This window comes from Bradyrhizobium ganzhouense (genome assembly GCF_049949285.1).
Taxonomy (GTDB): domain Bacteria; phylum Pseudomonadota; class Alphaproteobacteria; order Rhizobiales; family Xanthobacteraceae; genus Bradyrhizobium; species Bradyrhizobium ganzhouense.
Genome location: NZ_CP181318.1, coordinates 784,549 through 801,912, shown reverse-complemented (window position 1 = coordinate 801,912; position 17,364 = coordinate 784,549). Strand labels below are relative to the sequence as shown.

Annotated in this window: 19 protein-coding genes; 8 read left to right on the top strand and 11 right to left on the bottom strand. The window is 64.1% G+C overall.

Annotation, left to right across the window (positions count from 1 at the left end):
- Nucleotides 1-97 precede the first annotated feature (97 nt).
- A complete protein-coding gene (locus tag ACLFLU_RS03685) occupies nt 98-1,195 on the top strand; it encodes an ISAs1 family transposase (protein WP_426408912.1) in 1,098 nt (365 codons plus the stop codon).
- Between the two features lie 69 nt (nt 1,196-1,264).
- Here ACLFLU_RS03685 and ACLFLU_RS03680 read toward each other — a convergent pair whose 3' ends face one another.
- From ACLFLU_RS03680 to ACLFLU_RS03665, 4 genes are all read right to left on the bottom strand, one after another.
- On the bottom strand, nt 1,265-1,525 hold the full coding sequence (locus ACLFLU_RS03680; protein WP_426410998.1) for a hypothetical protein: 261 nt from the start codon (nt 1,523-1,525) through the stop codon (nt 1,265-1,267).
- Complete coding sequence (gene ybaL / locus ACLFLU_RS03675; protein WP_426410997.1) at nt 1,476-3,212, bottom strand: YbaL family putative K(+) efflux transporter; 1,737 nt, start codon at nt 3,210-3,212, stop codon at nt 1,476-1,478. Before ybaL ends, ACLFLU_RS03680 begins: the two co-directional genes overlap by 50 nt.
- 85 nt (nt 3,213-3,297) lie before the next feature.
- Nucleotides 3,298-3,630: a PRC-barrel domain-containing protein gene (locus ACLFLU_RS03670; protein WP_426410996.1), complete on the bottom strand. Its 333-nt coding sequence runs from the start codon at nt 3,628-3,630 to the stop codon at nt 3,298-3,300.
- Between the two features lie 68 nt (nt 3,631-3,698).
- The gene (locus ACLFLU_RS03665) at nt 3,699-4,484 is read right to left on the bottom strand and encodes an IclR family transcriptional regulator domain-containing protein (protein WP_426410995.1); all 786 of its coding nucleotides are present in this window, start codon (nt 4,482-4,484) and stop codon (nt 3,699-3,701) included.
- A gap of 114 nt (nt 4,485-4,598) precedes the next feature.
- Between ACLFLU_RS03665 and ACLFLU_RS03660 the strand changes: the two genes are divergently transcribed.
- The 3 genes from ACLFLU_RS03660 (at nt 4,599) to ACLFLU_RS03650 (ending at nt 8,269) form a co-directional block, all read left to right on the top strand.
- On the top strand, nt 4,599-5,957 hold the full coding sequence (locus ACLFLU_RS03660) for a Rieske 2Fe-2S domain-containing protein (RefSeq protein WP_426410994.1): 1,359 nt from the start codon (nt 4,599-4,601) through the stop codon (nt 5,955-5,957).
- Between the two features lie 175 nt (nt 5,958-6,132).
- Nucleotides 6,133-7,581: a glutamine synthetase family protein gene (locus tag ACLFLU_RS03655; RefSeq protein ID WP_426410993.1), complete on the top strand. Its 1,449-nt coding sequence runs from the start codon at nt 6,133-6,135 to the stop codon at nt 7,579-7,581.
- A 307-nt stretch (nt 7,582-7,888) separates the two neighbouring features.
- The gene (locus ACLFLU_RS03650) at nt 7,889-8,269 is read left to right on the top strand and encodes a hypothetical protein (RefSeq protein ID WP_426410992.1); all 381 of its coding nucleotides are present in this window, start codon (nt 7,889-7,891) and stop codon (nt 8,267-8,269) included.
- A 12-nt stretch (nt 8,270-8,281) separates the two neighbouring features.
- Here ACLFLU_RS03650 and ACLFLU_RS03645 read toward each other — a convergent pair whose 3' ends face one another.
- From ACLFLU_RS03645 to ACLFLU_RS03615, 7 genes are all read right to left on the bottom strand, one after another.
- Nucleotides 8,282-8,995: an ABC transporter ATP-binding protein gene (locus ACLFLU_RS03645; RefSeq protein WP_426410991.1), complete on the bottom strand. Its 714-nt coding sequence runs from the start codon at nt 8,993-8,995 to the stop codon at nt 8,282-8,284.
- On the bottom strand, nt 8,988-9,755 hold the full coding sequence (locus tag ACLFLU_RS03640) for an ABC transporter ATP-binding protein (protein ID WP_426410990.1): 768 nt from the start codon (nt 9,753-9,755) through the stop codon (nt 8,988-8,990). Before ACLFLU_RS03640 ends, ACLFLU_RS03645 begins: the two co-directional genes overlap by 8 nt.
- Entirely contained in the window at nt 9,748-10,692 is a 945-nt protein-coding gene (locus ACLFLU_RS03635) for a branched-chain amino acid ABC transporter permease (protein WP_426410989.1), read from the bottom strand. The genes ACLFLU_RS03640 and ACLFLU_RS03635 overlap by 8 nt, the downstream gene beginning before the upstream one ends.
- Nucleotides 10,689-11,606: a branched-chain amino acid ABC transporter permease gene (locus tag ACLFLU_RS03630; protein WP_148777384.1), complete on the bottom strand. Its 918-nt coding sequence runs from the start codon at nt 11,604-11,606 to the stop codon at nt 10,689-10,691. The genes ACLFLU_RS03635 and ACLFLU_RS03630 overlap by 4 nt, the downstream gene beginning before the upstream one ends.
- 308 nt (nt 11,607-11,914) lie before the next feature.
- The gene (locus tag ACLFLU_RS03625; RefSeq protein WP_426410988.1) at nt 11,915-12,133 is read right to left on the bottom strand and encodes a hypothetical protein; all 219 of its coding nucleotides are present in this window, start codon (nt 12,131-12,133) and stop codon (nt 11,915-11,917) included.
- 1 nt (nt 12,134) lies between these two features.
- Nucleotides 12,135-12,794, bottom strand: a complete 660-nt coding sequence (locus ACLFLU_RS03620) for an acyl-homoserine-lactone synthase (RefSeq protein WP_426410987.1) — start codon at nt 12,792-12,794, stop codon at nt 12,135-12,137.
- A gap of 85 nt (nt 12,795-12,879) precedes the next feature.
- Nucleotides 12,880-13,608 carry a LuxR family transcriptional regulator gene (locus tag ACLFLU_RS03615; RefSeq protein ID WP_426410986.1) on the bottom strand — a complete coding sequence of 243 codons (729 nt, stop codon included), beginning with the start codon at nt 13,606-13,608 and terminating at the stop codon, nt 12,880-12,882.
- Nucleotides 13,609-13,771: 163 nt separating this feature from the next.
- Between ACLFLU_RS03615 and ACLFLU_RS03610 the strand changes: the two genes are divergently transcribed.
- The 4 genes from ACLFLU_RS03610 to ACLFLU_RS03595 all read left to right on the top strand — a co-directional run bounded on the left by ACLFLU_RS03610 (nt 13,772) and on the right by ACLFLU_RS03595 (nt 17,302).
- A complete protein-coding gene (locus ACLFLU_RS03610; RefSeq protein ID WP_426410985.1) occupies nt 13,772-13,948 on the top strand; it encodes a hypothetical protein in 177 nt (58 codons plus the stop codon).
- A gap of 216 nt (nt 13,949-14,164) precedes the next feature.
- Nucleotides 14,165-15,103 carry a LysR family transcriptional regulator gene (locus ACLFLU_RS03605; RefSeq protein ID WP_426410984.1) on the top strand — a complete coding sequence of 313 codons (939 nt, stop codon included), beginning with the start codon at nt 14,165-14,167 and terminating at the stop codon, nt 15,101-15,103.
- 134 nt (nt 15,104-15,237) lie between these two features.
- Nucleotides 15,238-16,116: a shikimate dehydrogenase gene (locus tag ACLFLU_RS03600; RefSeq protein WP_426410983.1), complete on the top strand. Its 879-nt coding sequence runs from the start codon at nt 15,238-15,240 to the stop codon at nt 16,114-16,116.
- A 55-nt stretch (nt 16,117-16,171) separates the two neighbouring features.
- The gene (locus ACLFLU_RS03595; RefSeq protein ID WP_426410982.1) at nt 16,172-17,302 is read left to right on the top strand and encodes an ABC transporter substrate-binding protein; all 1,131 of its coding nucleotides are present in this window, start codon (nt 16,172-16,174) and stop codon (nt 17,300-17,302) included.
- Nucleotides 17,303-17,364 lie beyond the last annotated feature (62 nt).

Sequence of the window (17,364 nt, the reverse complement as noted above, 5' to 3'; positions counted from 1 at the left end):
CGGGCAGGGGAATCGCATGTGAGCGTTCTCTGTAAGGCATTGCGATTTGGACAGAAATCGATTCTGAAGGAGGCTCCTGAATTGGCAGGAGCGGCCGATGGATCGATTCTCGGAGTGCTTCGAAGACCTGCCTGACCCGCGGGCGGACAATGCGCTGCATGATCTGACAGAGCTTTTGTTCATTGCGCTGATGGCGACGTTGTGCGGAGCGACGAGTTGCACCGACATGGCGTTGTTTGCACGGCTGAAGGCCTATCTTTGGCAGGACGTGCTGGTGCTCAAGCATGGGCTGCCAAGTCATGACACGTTCAGTCGCGTGTTCCGTATGCTCGATCCAAAGGCGTTCGAGACAGCGTTCCGGCGCTTTATGGAAGCCTTCGCCGAGGGCGCGAAGATCGCACGGCCGCAGGGCGTGATCGCACTGGATGGCAAGGCGCTGCGGCGGGGCTACGAGCGCGGCAAAAGCCACATGCCGCCGATCATGGTGACGGCGTGGGCGGCGCAGACGCGCATGGCGCTGGCCAATGTTCTGGCGCCGAACAACAACGAAGCCGCCGGCGCCTTGCAATTGCTCGAACTGCTGCAACTCAAGGGGTGCATCGTGACAGCCGATGCGCTGCACTGTCATCGCGAGATGGCCAAGCAGATCGTGGCACGGGGCGGCGATTACGTGCTGGCAGTGAAGGAGAACCAGCCCGCTCTGCTGGCCGACGCCAAGGCGGCGATTGCCGCAGCGGCCCGCAAGGGCAAGAAGCCGGTTGCCACCACCGATGCAGATCATGGGCGCAAGGAAAAGCGTAGCGCGCTTGTCGTGCCGGTCAAGGACATGGAGAAGACGCACAACTTCCCTGGCCTCAAAGCCGTCGCGCAGATCAGCAGCAAGCGCGGCAAGGACAAAGCCGTCGAGCGCTACTTCCTGATGAGCCAAAACTACAGTCGCACGGAGGTTCTGCGCATTGTTCGCACCCATTGGACCATCGAAAACGGCCTGCACTGGCCGCTCGATGTCATCCTCGACGAGGATCTGGCCCGCAACCGCAAGGACAACGGCCCGGCCAACCTTGCCGTACTCAGAAGACTTGCCCTCAATGTGGCCAGGGCTCACCCCGACACCACCACCTCCTTGCGCCTCAAGCTCAAGCGCGCCGGCTGGAACGATGCCTTTCTTTTTGAGCTCCTCGGCCACATGCGATAGCCCTGCCCGCAAGGGGGGAGGGAGCCCAGCCTGCCCGGCGGCACGACTGCGCCTCTCACGAGGCAGACGCTAGCCCACCCGACGCATCCCGATCCGTTCATTGCACGCGTCAAACGCCGAACGATCCAGCGCATCGGCGGCGAAGCCCGCGACATAAATCAACGCAAGGATGACCGCGGAGATCGCAATCGTCTCGGCATGCGCGACCGCCAGCCTCAACACGCGCTGCAACAACGACGGCGGCGGAAAGTGGTAGACCCGGCCGGCAGGCGTAATCAGGTCAAACGATCGAACCAACCGCGAGCGCGCGGGAATCTTGCTCGGCAGCATCCGGATATCTCCTCTCCAGCTCTTCGATCATGCCGCGCGCGATTTCCCGCTCGCCCATGATGACGACGTCCGCCCCCAGCCCCCTCAAGTGATCGACCTCGGCATCTGCATGCGCCCGCGCGATGATGCGGATGTCCGGATTGGCCGCGCGCGCCTGCTGCACGATCTGCCCCGCCTCGAACGCCTCGGGGATCGCGATCACGACGTGCCGCGCCCGCGACGGATTGGTGGCACCGAGGATTTCCGGCTGCGCGGCATTGCCCATCACGGTCTCGATGCCACCCTGCTTCAGCTTCGCCAGCGCCCCCTCCCCGACCTCGGCGACGAGAAAGGGCAGTTTCCGTTGCTTCAAGGCCGCGCCGACCAGCGCACCGACGCGGCCATAGCCGATCACGATCGTATGGTCGATCAGGTCGGTGGTCCGGATCGGTTCAGGCACTGCGGCTGCAGCTTCCGGCGAATTCCGCCGCGAATCGAGACGCGGCGCGAGCCAGGTGGCGGCCGCGAACATCAGCGGGTTGAGCATGATGGAGAGGATCGCGCCGGCCATGATCAGGTCGCGGCCGTCGCGCGGCAGGATCTGAGAGGCGACGCCAAGCTCGGCCAGGATGAAGGAGAACTCGCCGATCTGCGACAGGCTGGCCGAGATCGTGAGTGCAGTCGCGACCGGATGGCGGAACAGGATCACGATCAGGAACGCGGCGATCGACTTGCCGAGCATGATGATCGCGAGCGCCGCCAGCAGCGGCCAGGGCTCGCGGACCACGCTCATTGGGTCGAACATCATGCCGACCGAGACGAAGAAGAGCACGGCGAAGGCATCGCGCAGCGGCAGCGATTCCTGCGCGGCGCGCGCGCTGAGCGGAGATTCCCGCAGCATCATGCCGGCGAAGAAGGCGCCGAGCGCGAGCGAGACGTCGAACAACTTCGTCGCCCCGAATGCAATGCACAGTGCGATCGCAAGCACGCCAAGACGGAACAATTCGCGCGAGCCGGTATGTGCGATGTAATGCAGGATCCAGGGGATCACCCGGCGCCCCACCACCAGCATCAGCCCGATGAACACGATGATCTTGGCCAGGGTCAGCATCACGATGCCGGCAAGCCCGAAGCCGGCCTGTGCGGCCAGCGGCTCGAATGCCGGCTTGTCGCCGCTGCCGCCCTGAAGGCTTGCGATCGCCGGAAACAGCACCAGCACGAGCACCATCGCGAGGTCCTCGACGATGAGCCAGCCGACCGCGATGCGGCCACGATCGGTCTCCATCAGGCGCCGCTCCTGGAGCGCGCGGAGCAGGACGACGGTGCTCGCGACCGACAACGCCAGTCCGAACACGAGTCCCGCGGCGACGCTCCAGCCCATCAGCCATGAAAGGCCGAGCCCCATCAGCGTCGCAACGGCGATTTGAACGACGGCACCAGGGACCGCGATGTTGCGGACGCTTAGCAGATCCTGAAGCGAGAAATGCAGGCCGACGCCGAACATCAGCAAGATAATGCCGAGCTCGGCGAGTTCGGTCGCAAGCGCCTGATCGGCGACGAAGCCCGGCGTGAACGGGCCGACGGCAACGCCGGCAAGCAGGTAGCCGACTAGCGGCGGAATGCGGAACCGTTGCGCTATGGTTCCAAATACGAAAGCGAGTCCAAGTCCGACGACGATGGTGGCGATGAGAGGCGTGTCATGCGGCATTTTTGCCTTTTGACACAGCGAGCCCGCCGGCGCACCGCGACCAAGTGAGGCGGCTCAGCGCGCGACGCCTGACGCAATCGCGCCGTCAGATCGACCAATAATTTGGGTGCGCGTAGGGCCGCGAACGATCGCCCCAGTCGAATTCGTCGCCATCGAACTCGCAAGGTCCGCTGGCGAGTTCGTCCAGCGTCACCTCGACACGAAAGGCCTGCCGCGCGGGATCGTATTTCAGCGCGCTCCACTGCACCGGACAATGGTGGTGCGTGTGGAGCAGCCCGCCAGTCTTGATCACGGCGTAGGCGACCGTGCCGGTCACCTTGTCGAGCATCAGCCGCTCGATCGTGCCGAGCTTCGCGCCGTCGCGCCCGTAGACGCAGACGTGCTCCACGCGATCACTGGGAACCATGGTGTGTTTCATGGCGTCCTCCCTGTTGGCTTGCGTGACGAGATTATAGGCCCGCGGACGCGCGGCGCCAATGATCGTTGCTACAGCAGCTGCGACCGCACGGACTCCGCGCCCTCCCGCAGCAACGGGAGGAACCGCTCGATCAATTCCTGCGCCGGCACACGGTCAACATGGGCCCCCATGTTGATGGCGGCGACGATCACATTGTCGTAGCGGCGAACGGGGACCGAGATCGAACGGAAATGCGGCTCCGCCTCGCGGTCGACCAGCGAATAGCCCTGCGCGCGATCGGCGGCGATCCGCCCGAGCAGCGTCTTGGGATCGGTCACTGTCTGCGGCGTCAGCGCCTCGCGTTTCGCTGCCTTCAGGCGCGCGGCAAGATCGGCATCGTCGAGCTGACCGAGCATGGCGCGGCCGACCGAGGTGCAGAAAGCGGGCAGGCGGTAGCCGATCTCCAATCCGCCGGAGAACATCCGCGCCGGGCTGCTGCGGGCGATGAACACGACGTCGTCGCCATCGAGCACCGCGAGCGAGGAGATCTCATTGGCGGCGGTCGCGACGCGATCGAGCACCGGTTGCACGACGGCGACGAGCTGGTTCGAGCGCAGATAGGACGCCGCCAGCGTCAGCACATGCGGCGTCAGCGAGAACAGCTTGCCGTCGCCAGAAACGAAGCCGCCGCGCTGGAGCGTGAACAGCATGCGCCGTGCGGTGGCACGCGGCAGGTCAGCGGCGCGAGCGAGATCGCTCAAGGTCATCGGGCCAGCGTTGGTGCCGAAGCATTGCAGCAGGCGCAGGCCGCGATCGAGGGCTTCGACAAAATCCGTCGCGCGCTCGTCGGTCTCGCTCCGCTTCAGCTTGGGCATGGGTTCGGGAAAGTCCTGCAAAATAGTGCTTGCTGCCAATCCAAAGCATGGCATAATTCGCCCATTCGTTCAATAAGCGAACAAAACGCCCCTCTCGAAAAGGACGCGACCGCCATGATGAGCCAGGAGCAGAACGACCTGATCACCCGCACCGGGCCGAAGGACCCCTGCGGAAAGCTGATGCGGAGCTACTGGCAGCCGGCGGCGCTGGTCGATGAGCTGGAGGGCGCGCGGCCGATCCGTCCGGTCAAACTGCTCGGCGAAAACCTGGTGCTGTTTCGCGACGAGACGGGGCGCTACGGCCTGATCGACCGCCATTGCGCGCATCGCGGCGCCGACCTCGCCTTCGGGCGGCTCGAACATGGCGGCCTGCGCTGCGCCTTCCACGGCTGGCTGTTCGATGCGACCGGCCAGTGCATCGAGACGCCGGCCGAGCCGAAGGATTCAAAGCTCTGCCAGAACATCCGCCAGCGCTCCTATCCCGTGGTGGAGAGGAGCGGCATCCTCTGGGCCTATCTCGGCGAAGGCGCCCCGCCGGCATTTCCGGAGCTCGACTGCTTCGTTGCGCCCGGCACGCATATTTTTGCGTTCAAGGGCCACATGGCCTGCAACTGGCTGCAAGCGCTCGAGGTCGGCATCGATCCCGCGCACGCCTCTTATCTGCATCGCTTCTTCGAGGACGAGGACACCTCCACCGCCTACGGCAAGCAGTTCCGCGGCGCCTCGGCCGGTTCGGATCTGCCGATGACGAAAATCCTGCGCGAATACGATCGCCCGATCATCAATGTCGAGCACACCGAATATGGCCTGCGGCTGATCGCGCTGCGCGAGATCGACGAGGAGCGGACGCATGTGCGCGTCACCAACCAGCTCTTTCCGCACGGCTTCGTCATTCCCATGAGCACGGAGATGACGATCACGCAGTGGCACGTGCCGGTCGATGACGAGAACTGCTACTGGTACGCGATCTTCACCAGCTATTCGAACCCGGTCGACAAGAAGAAAATGCGCGACCAGCGGCTCGAGCTCTACGAGCTGCCCGACTACAAGTCGCGCAAGAACCGCAGCAACGATTACGGCTTCGATCCGCATGAGCAGCAGACCGCGACCTATACCGGCATGGGCAACGACATCAACGTCCACGACCAGTGGGCGGTGGAATCGATGGGCGCGATCCAGGACCGCACCAGGGAGCATCTCGGCTCGAGCGACAAGGCGATCGTGCAATATCGCCGCCTGCTGCGGCAGGAAATCGAGAAGGTCGGCGGCGGCGAGAAGCCGATGCTGTTCCTCGACGAGGCCAATGCGCGCAGCATCCAGGGGCCGGCGACGATGGACGGCATCGGACCGACGCGCGGCTGGGAGACCTACTGGATGGAAGTCGACGTCAAGCGCCGCCGCGGCGCGCCGTGGACCGCGCCGGTGCCGAAGGAGATCGCCGACAACGTGCATCGGCTGACGGCGGCGGAGTGAGAGTGTCGTTCGCCGCTGGCGGGTCGCGACAGCGACTCCACATTCTCCGCTGTCATGCTCCGCGAAAGCGGGGCATCCAGTACGCCGCGGCCTCTCGTGGATACGTCGCCGTCTCTGGAACACTGGATCGCCCGCCTTCGCGGGCGATGACAGCGAGGACTAAAGGAGCAACACAGTGACTTTCGTCGCGCGTCATGCGCTGTGGTCGGACGAGCAGACAGACGCCGCAGCGCGCATGCGCCGCATCGTCGAGGAAAAGAACCTCGAGGTCATCCGCCTCGCCTTCCCCGACCAACACGGCATTTTGCGCGGCAAGACCATCATCGCCTCAGAAGCGATCGCCTCGCTGGAAAGCGGTTGCTCCATCACCACGACGATGCTCGCCAAGGACACCTCGCACCGTACGGTGTTTCCGGTGTTTACCGCCGGCGGCGGGTTCGGTGTGAAGGAGATGGAGGGCGCGGCCGACGTGCTGATGGTCGCCGATCCCACCACCTTTCGCGTGCTGCCCTGGGCGCCGGCCACAGGTTGGGTGTTGTGCGACCTCTATTTCAATGACGGTCGTCCGGTGCCGTTCGCAACGCGCGGCCTCTATCGCAAGGTGCTCGACGAGCTCGGCCGCCGCGGCCACGATTTCGTCGCGGGCCTCGAGGTCGAATTCCATATCTTCAGGCTCGATGATCCGCACATGCGCCCGGAGGACGCGGGACAACCCGGCACGCCGCCATCGGTGAGCCTGCTCTCTCACGGCTATCAATACCTCACCGAGCAGCGTTTCGATCAGATGGAGCCCGTGCTGGAGATCCTGCGGCGCGACATCGTCGCGCTCGGGCTGCCATTGCGCTCGGTCGAGGTCGAGTTCGGGCCGAGCCAGTGCGAATTCACCTTTGCACCGAAGAAGGGTCTGGAGCCCGCCGACAACATGGTGCTGTTTCGCAGCGCCGTGAAGCAGATCGCGCGCCGGCATGGCTATCACGCCACCTTCATGTGCCGGCCGAAACTGCCGAACCTGTTTGCAAGCGGCTGGCACCTGCATCAATCGATCGTCTCGCGCGCAAGCGGCGAGAACCAGTTCATGGCCAAGGGATCGGCCAAGGAAGGCGGCGAACCACTCAGCGCATTTGGCAAGGCCTGGCTCGCCGGGCTACTCGATCACGCCCATGCGGCCACCGTGTTCACCACGCCGACCATCAACGGCTACAAGCGCTACCGCTCCTATTCGCTGGCGCCGGACCGCGCGATCTGGGGCCGCGACAATCGCGGCGTGATGATCCGCGTGCTCGGTGGCGCGGGCGATACCGCAACGCGCCTGGAAAACCGCGTCGGCGAGCCTGCCGCCAATCCCTATCTCTATATGGCCGCCCAGATCCTGTCGGGCCTCGACGGCGTCGACCGCAAGCTCGATCCCGGCCCCTCCGCCGACACGCCCTACGAGACCATGGCGCCGCTGTTGCCGAAATCGCTGCGGGATGCCGTCAGCGTGCTGAAGGACGATCCGTTCTTCCGCGAGAAGTTCGGGCCTGAGTTCGTCGACTACTACACCCACATCAAGAACGCCGAGATCGACCGCTTCCTGGCCGAGGTGACCGACTGGGAGCATCGCGAATATTTCGAGGCGTTTTGACGAAGATCCGCCTCACGCGCCCGTGAGGCGGCTTCATCCATTCTGTTCCGACGACATCTCATAGCCGCCCGACGAAGCCATTTTCCGCACGCGACGAAAGCCGCTGGAAAGACATCCGGTCCATGATTGCCCTTCATGATGAACAATGGAGTTCGGTCATGTGGGGTCGATTATTCAGCCTGATCTATCGATTGTCCTGCCGGGCTACGCTGATCAACATCGGCACGCACCATTTGGCGCGCAAAATCTAGCGGCCGACCAGCGCCCAATTGGGTAAGGTGGATTGACCAGATAAGGGATTCGTCCCATGCGCAAGTTCATTCTGATTGCTGCGATGTCGTTGCTCGCAACGCAGGCCTTTGCCGGTGGCACGCGGAGCCTCAGCCTTGCGACGACAGATGCGAGCCGGCAAGCGGCCGAGCCCCCTGCCACGACGGCAGCAGTCGCGCCGCAGGTAACCCAGGCTCCAGCGGCAACGCCGCCCGCAAATGTCCAGACAGCAACCACAACACCGGCCTTGGCTGCCCCGGCGGCAGCACCACAAGGCGCGACGGCTCCGACCGTAACGCCGGCTCGGCCCACCGTCACGCCAGTCGTCAGCACGAGCGAAGTGACCAGGCCGCGCCGCCAACCGTCGACAGAGGCCCGCGTGATCCGCGAACTGCATCGGCACGGGATTTATTGGTGAGAGAGCGGGGGCTCAAATCCCCAGATATTTATGCTGCAGATCCGGCTCAGCCATCAGCTGGTCCGACGTTCCGCTCCACACGGTCTTGCCGCGCTCGATGATGAAGTGGCGGTCGCAGATGCGGGCGAGGTGATCGACGTTCTTGTCGACGACCAGGATCGACTGTCCCCGGCTCTTCAGCAGCGACAGGCAGTTCCATATCTCTTCGCGGATCAGCGGCGCCAGCCCCTCGGTCGCTTCATCCAGGATCAGAAGCTTTGGGTTCGTCATCAGCGCGCGGCCGATGGCGAGCATCTGCTGCTCGCCGCCGGAGAGCTGGTTGCCCATGTTGGCGGCGCGCTCGGCGAGCCGCGGGAACAGCACGTAGATCGCAGCGAGCGTCCAGGGATTGGCGCTGTGGAAGCGGTCGGCGGCGGCCGCAATCAGATTCTCGCGCACGGTGAGGTTCGGGAAGATCTGGCGGCCCTCAGGCACCAGGCCAATGCCGAGCTTGGCGATCCGGTACGACGGAATCTGCCGGACTTCGGTATCCGCAAAGCGGATCGTGCCCGAACGCGCCGGTGTCAGCCCCATGATCGAGCGGATTGTCGTGGTCTTGCCCATGCCGTTGCGGCCCATCAGCGAGACCATCTCGCCAGGCTTGATCGACAGCGACAGACCGAACAGCACCTGGCTGAGGCCGTAGCAGGTCTCGATACTGTCGACGTCGAGCAGCGTATCAGCCATGATGCGTCACCACGTGCTGGTCGCCGAGATAGGCGCGCTTGACGTCTTCGTTGGCACGGATCGCGGCGGGATCGCCGGAGGCAATGACGCGGCCATAGACCAGCACCGAGATGCGGTCTGCCAGCGCGAACACTGCGGGCATGTCGTGCTCGACCAGCACGATCGAGACCTCTTTCCGCAGCTCTTGCAGCAGCTTCACCATGCCCTGGGATTCGGTGACGCCGAGACCAGCCATGGGCTCGTCGAGTAGCAGCAATTTCGGCTTGCTGGCGAGCGCGACCGCTAGCTCGATCTGGCGCCGCTCGCCGTGGCTGAGCTTCGACACCAGAACATCGGCGCGATGAGCCAGCCCGACGCGATCGAGCGCGGCATGGGCGGCATCGCGCAGGCCCTTCTCCCTGCGCGCATTGGCGAAGAAGCGGAACGAGGTGCCGGCATGCGCTTGCGCGGCGAGTGCGACATTGTCGGCGGCGGTGAAGTCGAGCAGCAGCGAGGTAATCTGGAACGAGCGTGCGAGGCCCAGCGCGCAGCGGCGATAGGCCGGCAGATAGGTGATGTCGCGCCCACCCAGCGAAACGCTGCCGGAATGCGGTTCGAGATGCCCGGTGAGCTGGCTGATCAGTGTGGTCTTGCCGGCGCCGTTCGGCCCGATGATGGCGTGCAGCTCGCCGCTCGCGACGTCGAGGGAGACGTTATCCGTCGCGGTGATGCCGCCGAAGCGGCGCACCAGCTTTTCGACGCGGAGCAGCGGTTCAGCCACGATTGAGCCTCCCCAGCAGGCCCATGATGCCGCCACGACCGAACAGCACGATCAGCAGCAGCAGCGGGCCCATGATCAGCGCCCAATATTCGGTGATCTGCGACAGAAACTCTTCCAGCAGCAGATAGACCACCGCCCCCACGACGGGGCCGAACAGCGTGCCCATGCCGCCCAGGATCACCATCACCATGAGATCGCCGGAGCGGGTCCAGTACATCACCGCCGGGCTGACGAAATCGGTGTTGTTGGCGAGCAGCGCGCCGGCGAGGCCGCACATCGTGCCCGAAATGACGAAGCAGACCAGCTGGTAGCGCTTTGCCGGGAAGCCGATCGCCTGCATGCGCTGCTCATTGGAGCGCAGGCCCTGCACCACGAGGCCAAAGCGCGAATTGACGATGCGCCAGATCAGGAAGATCACCGCGAACAGGCAGGCCAGGCAGAGATAATAGAACTGGGTGCGGTTCGACAGGTTGATCAGCCCGGAGAAGTCGCTGCGCTTGTAGACGGTGAGGCCGTCATCGCCGCCATAACGTGCAAGGCCCGAGGCGACGTAATAGGCCATCTGCGCGAAGGCGAGCGTGATCATGATGAAATAGACGCCGCGGGTGCGCAGGGAGAGCGCGCCGATCACCAGCGCATAGATCGCAGACGCTGCGAGCGCGACCGGAAACTGGATGAAGCCGGAGCCCACGCCCTCTTGCGCCAGCATGCCGACCGCGTAGCCGCCGATGCCGAGATAGGCGGCATGGCCAAAGCTCATCATGCCGCCAAACCCCATGATGAGGTTGAGGCTTGCCGCCGCCAGCGCCAGGATGACGATGCGGGTGAACAGCGTCATGATGAAGATGTTGCCGGACAGATACGAATAGAGCGGCAGCAGCACGAGGCCCGCCAGCATCAGGGCCGTGACGGCCTTGCTCACCGAGAAAGTCTTCATCGACGGTTGGCCGGAAACAGCCCCTCCGGCCTCACCACCAGCACGATCGCCATCAGCAGATAGATCAGCATGGACGACAGCGCGGGCGCGGCCGTGGAGGCAGCGGCGCCACTCAGCACCTGCCGCAGCAGATTGGGCAGGAAGGCGCGGCCGAGCGTGTCGATCATGCCGACGAAGATCGCAGCAAGGAACGCGCCGCGGATCGAGCCGATGCCGCCGATCACGATGATGACGAAGGCGAGGATGAGGATGTTCTCACCCATGCCGATCTGCACGGTGAGAATCGGCGCCTGCATCATGCCGGCCAACCCAGCGAGCGCCGCACCGAGGCCGAACACCAGCGTGTAGAGCAGCTTGATGTTGATGCCGAGCGCGCCGATCATCTCGCGGTTGGAGGCGCCGGCGCGGATCAGCATGCCAATGCGGGTGCGCATCACGCCGAGGTAGAGCAGCAGCGCCACCAGCAGCGCGACGACGATGATGGCGAGGCGGTACGCCGGATAGTGAATGCCGGGCAGGATCGGCACCGGCACCGTGAGCCAGGCCGGCAACGGCAGCGCGAGGCCCGCCGGCCCCCAAATCAGCCGCACCGCTTCATTGAAGAACAGGATCAGGCCGAAGGTCGCGAGCACATGGTCGAGATGGTCGCGCCCATAGAGATGCCGCAGCGCACTCATTTCGAGCACGATGCCGAGCACAAGGGTAGCACCTAGCGCCAGCAGCGCGCCGAGCAGGAAGCTGCCGGTCCACGCCGCGAAGGTCGCGGCGAAATAGGCGCCCATCATGTAGAGCGAGCCGTGCGCGAGGTTGACGAGATCCATGATCCCGAACACCAGCGTCAGGCCGGCGGCGAGCAGGAACAGCAGCAGGCCGAACTGCAATCCGTTCAAGAACTGTTCGACGACGAGCAGCATCAAAACTCTTTCAGGCGCATGCAGACGCGCGCCGATGTTCGAACACAGTCGCCATCAGTGAAAGAGCTCCCCCTGCCTCTTCAAGGCGGAAAAATGGGTAATGGCAGTATCGTTCCGAGGCAAGAGCGATTCCGCGCCAAGCATGCACTTTGTTGCATGCCGGTGCATGCGATCAAAATCGGGCCGTGCAAAACCGGCCTTGCAAGAAGACTGCCGCGCAGGGTGGGTCAGCCTGCCGCACCCAAACGATCACCCTCTCCCCCGTTTCCGGGGAAGAGGGTGCGCCACTCGTCGGGATGAAGATATTTCTAGTGCGACGTGATCTGGCGGGGGAGGTCATCCGGCTCGTTGACCCCGCTATTGGCCGTCGAGGCCTCCAGCGCCGCCATCCGGAACAGGTAGGCGAGCGTCGCCAGGCCGGTGTCTTCGGCCATCTGCGCCAGCTCGAGTGCCATGTCGGACATGTAGCCGAGATTCTCGTCCTTGGTTTGCGCCATGATCTGGCTGTCTCGCATCATGTTCGACATCTCAGGCGCTCTTTCGTTGCGCGGCGGTGCGGCCGCAAAGGTTGGCACGGGCGATGCAATCGAGACGCGGTCCGTCCTGTTGGACGAGGTTCTTCATCCCGATCCTGTCGCGCACGACGTCGAGTGACTCCTGGCGGATCTCGATGGTCGCGGCCATGGTCCAGGAGTCCTCGACCAGTGCGGGCAATCCCAGCGGCGTGACGACGAAGCCGATGTCGTGGAAGCGCGGCAGCCACCACGTCTCCATGACGAGGCAAAGCCGCTCGATGCCCTGATCGAGACAGAACTCCTGTGCCGCCGCCATCAGTTGCAGATTGAACGCGCCGTCGCGGCGCTCGCGCGTCACGAAGAAGCGCGACCACTCCCAGACCTGCGGATCGACCGGGCAGCCGCGCACCGCAGCGAGATAGGGGAAGACCTCGCTCGTCATGGTCGGCTTGGTGGTCGGATACAGGCGGGAGCCGCCGAGAACGCGGCGGTTCTCGAGAGCCAGCAAGTAGATCGTGTCCTCGTTGTCGTAGGCGTCGACCTCGCGGCTGTCGGGCTTGCGCAGCTCCTCCCACTTCCGCTCTTCGACGAAAATCTCGTGACGTACCCTGAAATGCTGCTCGAGCACGTCATCGTAGAGGTGCCGGTTCTCGGCAGAAATGACATGAATCATGAACTCCCCCATGGCTTGAAATGGGGGCAGCCTCAGCGAAAACGCCAAGATCGACTATTGGGAAATTTCCCAATAGGCGAAGCTTTCAGGGATTGATGATTCTCTGGCGGATCGCGATCGCGACCGCGTGCGTCCGGTTGACGGCGCCGAGCTTGCGCGCAGCGGTTGCAAGGTGCTCTTCCGCAGTGCGCTGGGTGATGTTCAGGATCTCGCCGATCTCCCAGGCGGACTTGCCCTGCGACGCCCAGGCGATCACCTCGCGCTCGCGCGGGGTCAGGCGCGCCGACGGATGCGGCGATGGGGCAAGCAGACGGCGAATGTGGTCGAAGCCATACATCGCGATCAAATGCAGTGCCGGCTTGCTGCGCGCATTGAGATCGAGATGAACGCCGCCGAGCGAGACGCCGGCCTCATACCCGGTCAGGCCGTGGATCGGCACGACGAAACCGCGCGACATACGGAAATCGGCGGCGCGCCGCATCACCTCCACCGCGCCCGGCTCCAGCTCCGCGTCATAAGGCGCTTCCGACCATTCAAACGGATTGACCGTGTGGCGGCACTTCCTGATCACGGGATCGACGCGGTCGTAGCTCTTTTCGGTGTAGAGGCTGAACCACTCCGCCGGCCACTTCTTGGCCAGCACCATCTGGGAAAAGCGCTGATCGGGATTTGGCAATCCGGTGACGATGATGTGCTCGAAGCCGTAGCGGCCAAACGCAACAGCGAGCGCGTCCATCGCGTCGGGGACCTTGCCATAGGCTCCCAGCCCTTCGATGAAGTCCAGCGCCTCCCGGCCATAATCCACGGCGGACATCGGTGCGTTTCCTGACCCTCGCCGTTCCGTATAGCACGTCTTTGGGGACTGCCTCAATTCACCGCGTCCGTAATTTCCCGGTGCGGGCACTGGCACCGAAGATCTACTTGTGGAGGAGGTGACGTCAAGTTACACCTATGGCGTCTAGAGCGGGAAAGCCACGATGGAAGACGAGAACATCGCCCTCAACAGCGTGCTCGGCCTGGAATTGAACCGCGTGTTTTTCGCCGTGCGCGATACGACAAACAAGCAGAAGATCATAGAGTTCGCGCGCGACGTGCTGCAAAGCGAGCGCCCCAAGCTCGTCGACAGCGCCTCACCGGAAAACCCTGCGGGCTAGCACACAGGCCGCAGCAGACGGCGCCGATGCAACCGATCGGGCGATGATGTCTTTTGATTTGAGCGCGCTGCTTTTGGTCGAAATACCCCTGACTGCGACGTTACCCGTCCTCATCCGCCTTCACTAGAGTCGCACTTGCCGCTGGATGACATCACGGCTGTCGTGAGATGATCGCCGCCACGATCGTCTTTCGGATGCCAGGGATATTTCAAGACCATGATGACTCTGCGCCAGGTTGAAGTGATCCGTGCCGTGATGGTGACGGGCACCATTGGCGGCGCGGCGAAGCTGTTGAACGTGTCGGCGCCCGGGATCAGCCGGCTGGTCAAATACACCGAGCGCTCGCTCGGCATCCGCCTCTTCCAGCGCCAGAACGGCCGCTACTTCCCGACGCCGGAAGCCGAGAACATTTTCGAGCAGATCAATGGCGTCTACAAGAAGGTCGACGACCTCTCCGAGATCATCTCCAAGATCGGCCGCGGCGGATTGTCCGAGCTGCGTATCGGTTCGGTGCCGAGCATCTCGCAGGTGATGGTGCCGCGCGCGATCGAGCGCGTCCGCCGCCGCTATCCCGATCTCGGCATCGACATCAACATCCTCAAGCTCGAGGAAGCGATCGACTATCTCATGCTCGGCCGCGGCGAGTGCGTGGCGATGAGCTACCGGCTGGATCATTCCGGCCTCGACTTCATGCCGCTCGCCTCGGGCGAGCTCTATTGCATCGTGCCGCCCGGCCACGAGCTTGCCGGCCGCAAGCAGGTCTCCGCGGCCGAGATCACCCGCTATCCGCTGATCGGCATCGATCCGAACGACCCTTACGGCCGCATCATGGCCGAGATTTTTGCGCGCAACCGGCTGGAGTACAACATCACCATCCGCGCGCGGTTCGGCACCACGGTCTGCGCGCTGGTGAAGGCCGGGCTCGGCATTGCCATCATCGACCAGTTCACGGTGGCCCATGGCGGCTATCCCGGCATCGAGCTCTTGAAGATCACCGAGCCGACCCGGTTCGACACCTATATTGCGGTCAAGCACGGCGCGCCGCTGTCGCTCCATGTCGAGTATTTCATCGAGTCCCTGCGTGCCGAGATGCGCGCGGTCGAGCCGTCCCGCGGCAACGGCAAGGCTGCCTCGGGGCGCGGGCGCAAAAGATAACATGATGTTAGGTTTGTCGGATAAATGGGTAATTGTGTTAGGCAGGGGAAAGACTATCGTCCCTCTTGGAATAGCGTGGATTTCCCCGCTAATGGCCGGACCTCAACGCGCGCCTCAAGAGACGATAGTGGATCATGTCTAGCCGCGGACCCATCGCCCCCAAAAAACTCCTGACCGGCCTGATCGGCGCGCCAATCGCCCATTCCGCCTCCCCCGCCATGCATGAGCGCGCCGCAGAGGCGCTTGGCCTGCGCGGCCATTATCAGCTCATCGAGGTCGCCGGCGCGGATGCGACCGGGCTCAGCATGATGCTCGAGGGCGTGCGGCGGCTCGGCTTTGCCGGCGTCAACGTCACTTTTCCCTACAAGGAGGCCGTCGTCCCGCTGCTCGACGAGCTCGCCACGACTGCTGATACCATGGCAGCGGTTAACACCGTCGTCGCCAAGGACGGCCGCCTGATCGGCCACAACACCGACACCACCGGTTTTGCGCGCGCCGTCAAGCCGTTGCTCGCTCCTTCCGGAAATGCAGTGGCCGTGATCGGCACCGGCGGAGTCGGCAAGGCGATCGCCTTTGCGCTGGCGAGCCTGGAAGTGGCTGACCTCCGCATCTTCGACAGCGAGCCGGCGCGGGCCGAAAAACTCGCAGCGCTGCTGGCCAGGCATGGCGGCGCGCGGGTGGCCAAGAGCGTCGAGGACGCGCTCGACGGCGCAACCGGCCTCGTCAACGGCACACCGGTCGGCATGCTGCCGAACCGGGACACCCCGGTCGCGCCGGCGCTGCTGCGCCAGGGCCTGTGGGTTGCCGACGCCGTCTATTCTCCGCTGATCACGCCGCTACTCGCCGCAGCGCGAGAGAAGGGCGCGCGGATCATGACCGGGAGGGAGCTTGCGATCTACCAGGCTGCCGACGCCTTCGAACTGTTCACAGGCCTTGCCCCGTCGACCGAAGTCATGGGAGAGGCCTTTGACGCCGTGATGGCCGCGCGCAGCGCCGCCTATCAGGCAGCTTGAGACGAAGCGGCCGGACACAAGGCCGCTTGCAAAATTGAACCGGGAGGAGAGGACGATGAAATCAACGCTACTGGTGGGCGCGCTGCTCACCGCAATCACGACATCGGGTGCCTTTGCACAGGCGATCAAGCTGGCCGACGTCGCCGAACTCTCGGGTGGCGGCGCCACCGTCGGGACCAACTGGAAGAACGGTATCGATCTCGCGATCGACGAGATCAACGCCAAGGGCGGCGTGCTCGGCCGCAAGCTTGAAGTCACCCATGCCGACTCGCAGTCCAACCCCGGCGTGGCGCGCGCGCAGGTGCAGAAGGCGCTCGACGCCGAGCCCTATGTGCTGCTCGGGCCCGGCTATTCCGGCTCGGTGAAAGTCACCGCCCCGCTCGCCGCCGAAGCCGGCATTGCGCAGATCATGGGCGGGGAAGCCGCCGAGCTGACCCAGGCCGGCAACAAGTTCCTGTTCCGCACCTCGTTCGGCCAGCAGTCCTCGATGCCGAAGGTCGCAAAGTACATCCACGACGACATGAAGGCGAAGTCGGTCGCGGTGGTCTGGGTCAACAACGACTTCGGCCGCGGCGGCCGCGACGTCGTGATCAAGGAGCTCGAGCGCCTCGGCTCCAAGGTCGTCGCCGATCTCTCGACCGAAGCCGGACAAGCCGATTTCGCCGCCGACGTCGGCAAGATCAAGGCCGCCAATCCCGACGCCGTGTTCGTCTATCTGAACGAGGAAGAGAGCGCGCGTATTCTCAAGGAGCTCAAGCGCCAGGGCGTCACCGCTCCGTTGATGGGCGAGACCACGCTGATCGGCCAGAAGGTGATCGAGCTCGCCGGCGATGCCGCCAATGGAGCGCGCGGCCATGTCGGCCTCACCACGGATGCCCCGGTCGACCTGATCAAGGGATTCCGTGACCGCTTCTCCAAGAAGTACAATTACGTGCCCGACCATAACGGCCTGAAGGGCTATCTCGCCGTCTACATGGTGAAGGCCACCACCGAGAAGATGGGCAAGGTCGATTCCAAGGCCTTCGCCGACACGCTGCATGGCTTGACCATCAAGGCCGCGGACGAGCCGGGTATTTTGATGGACGTCACCTTCGATGCAAACGGCGACATCGATCGGCAGAGTTTTCTGGTGGAAGTGGTCGAAGGCAAGCAGGTCGTGAAGCAGGTGCTGCCGAAGGTGAAGTGAGGCGTTCTTCCTCCCCTTCCCGCTCTTCGCGGGGGGAGATCTTTCGTCTCCCTCTCCCCGCC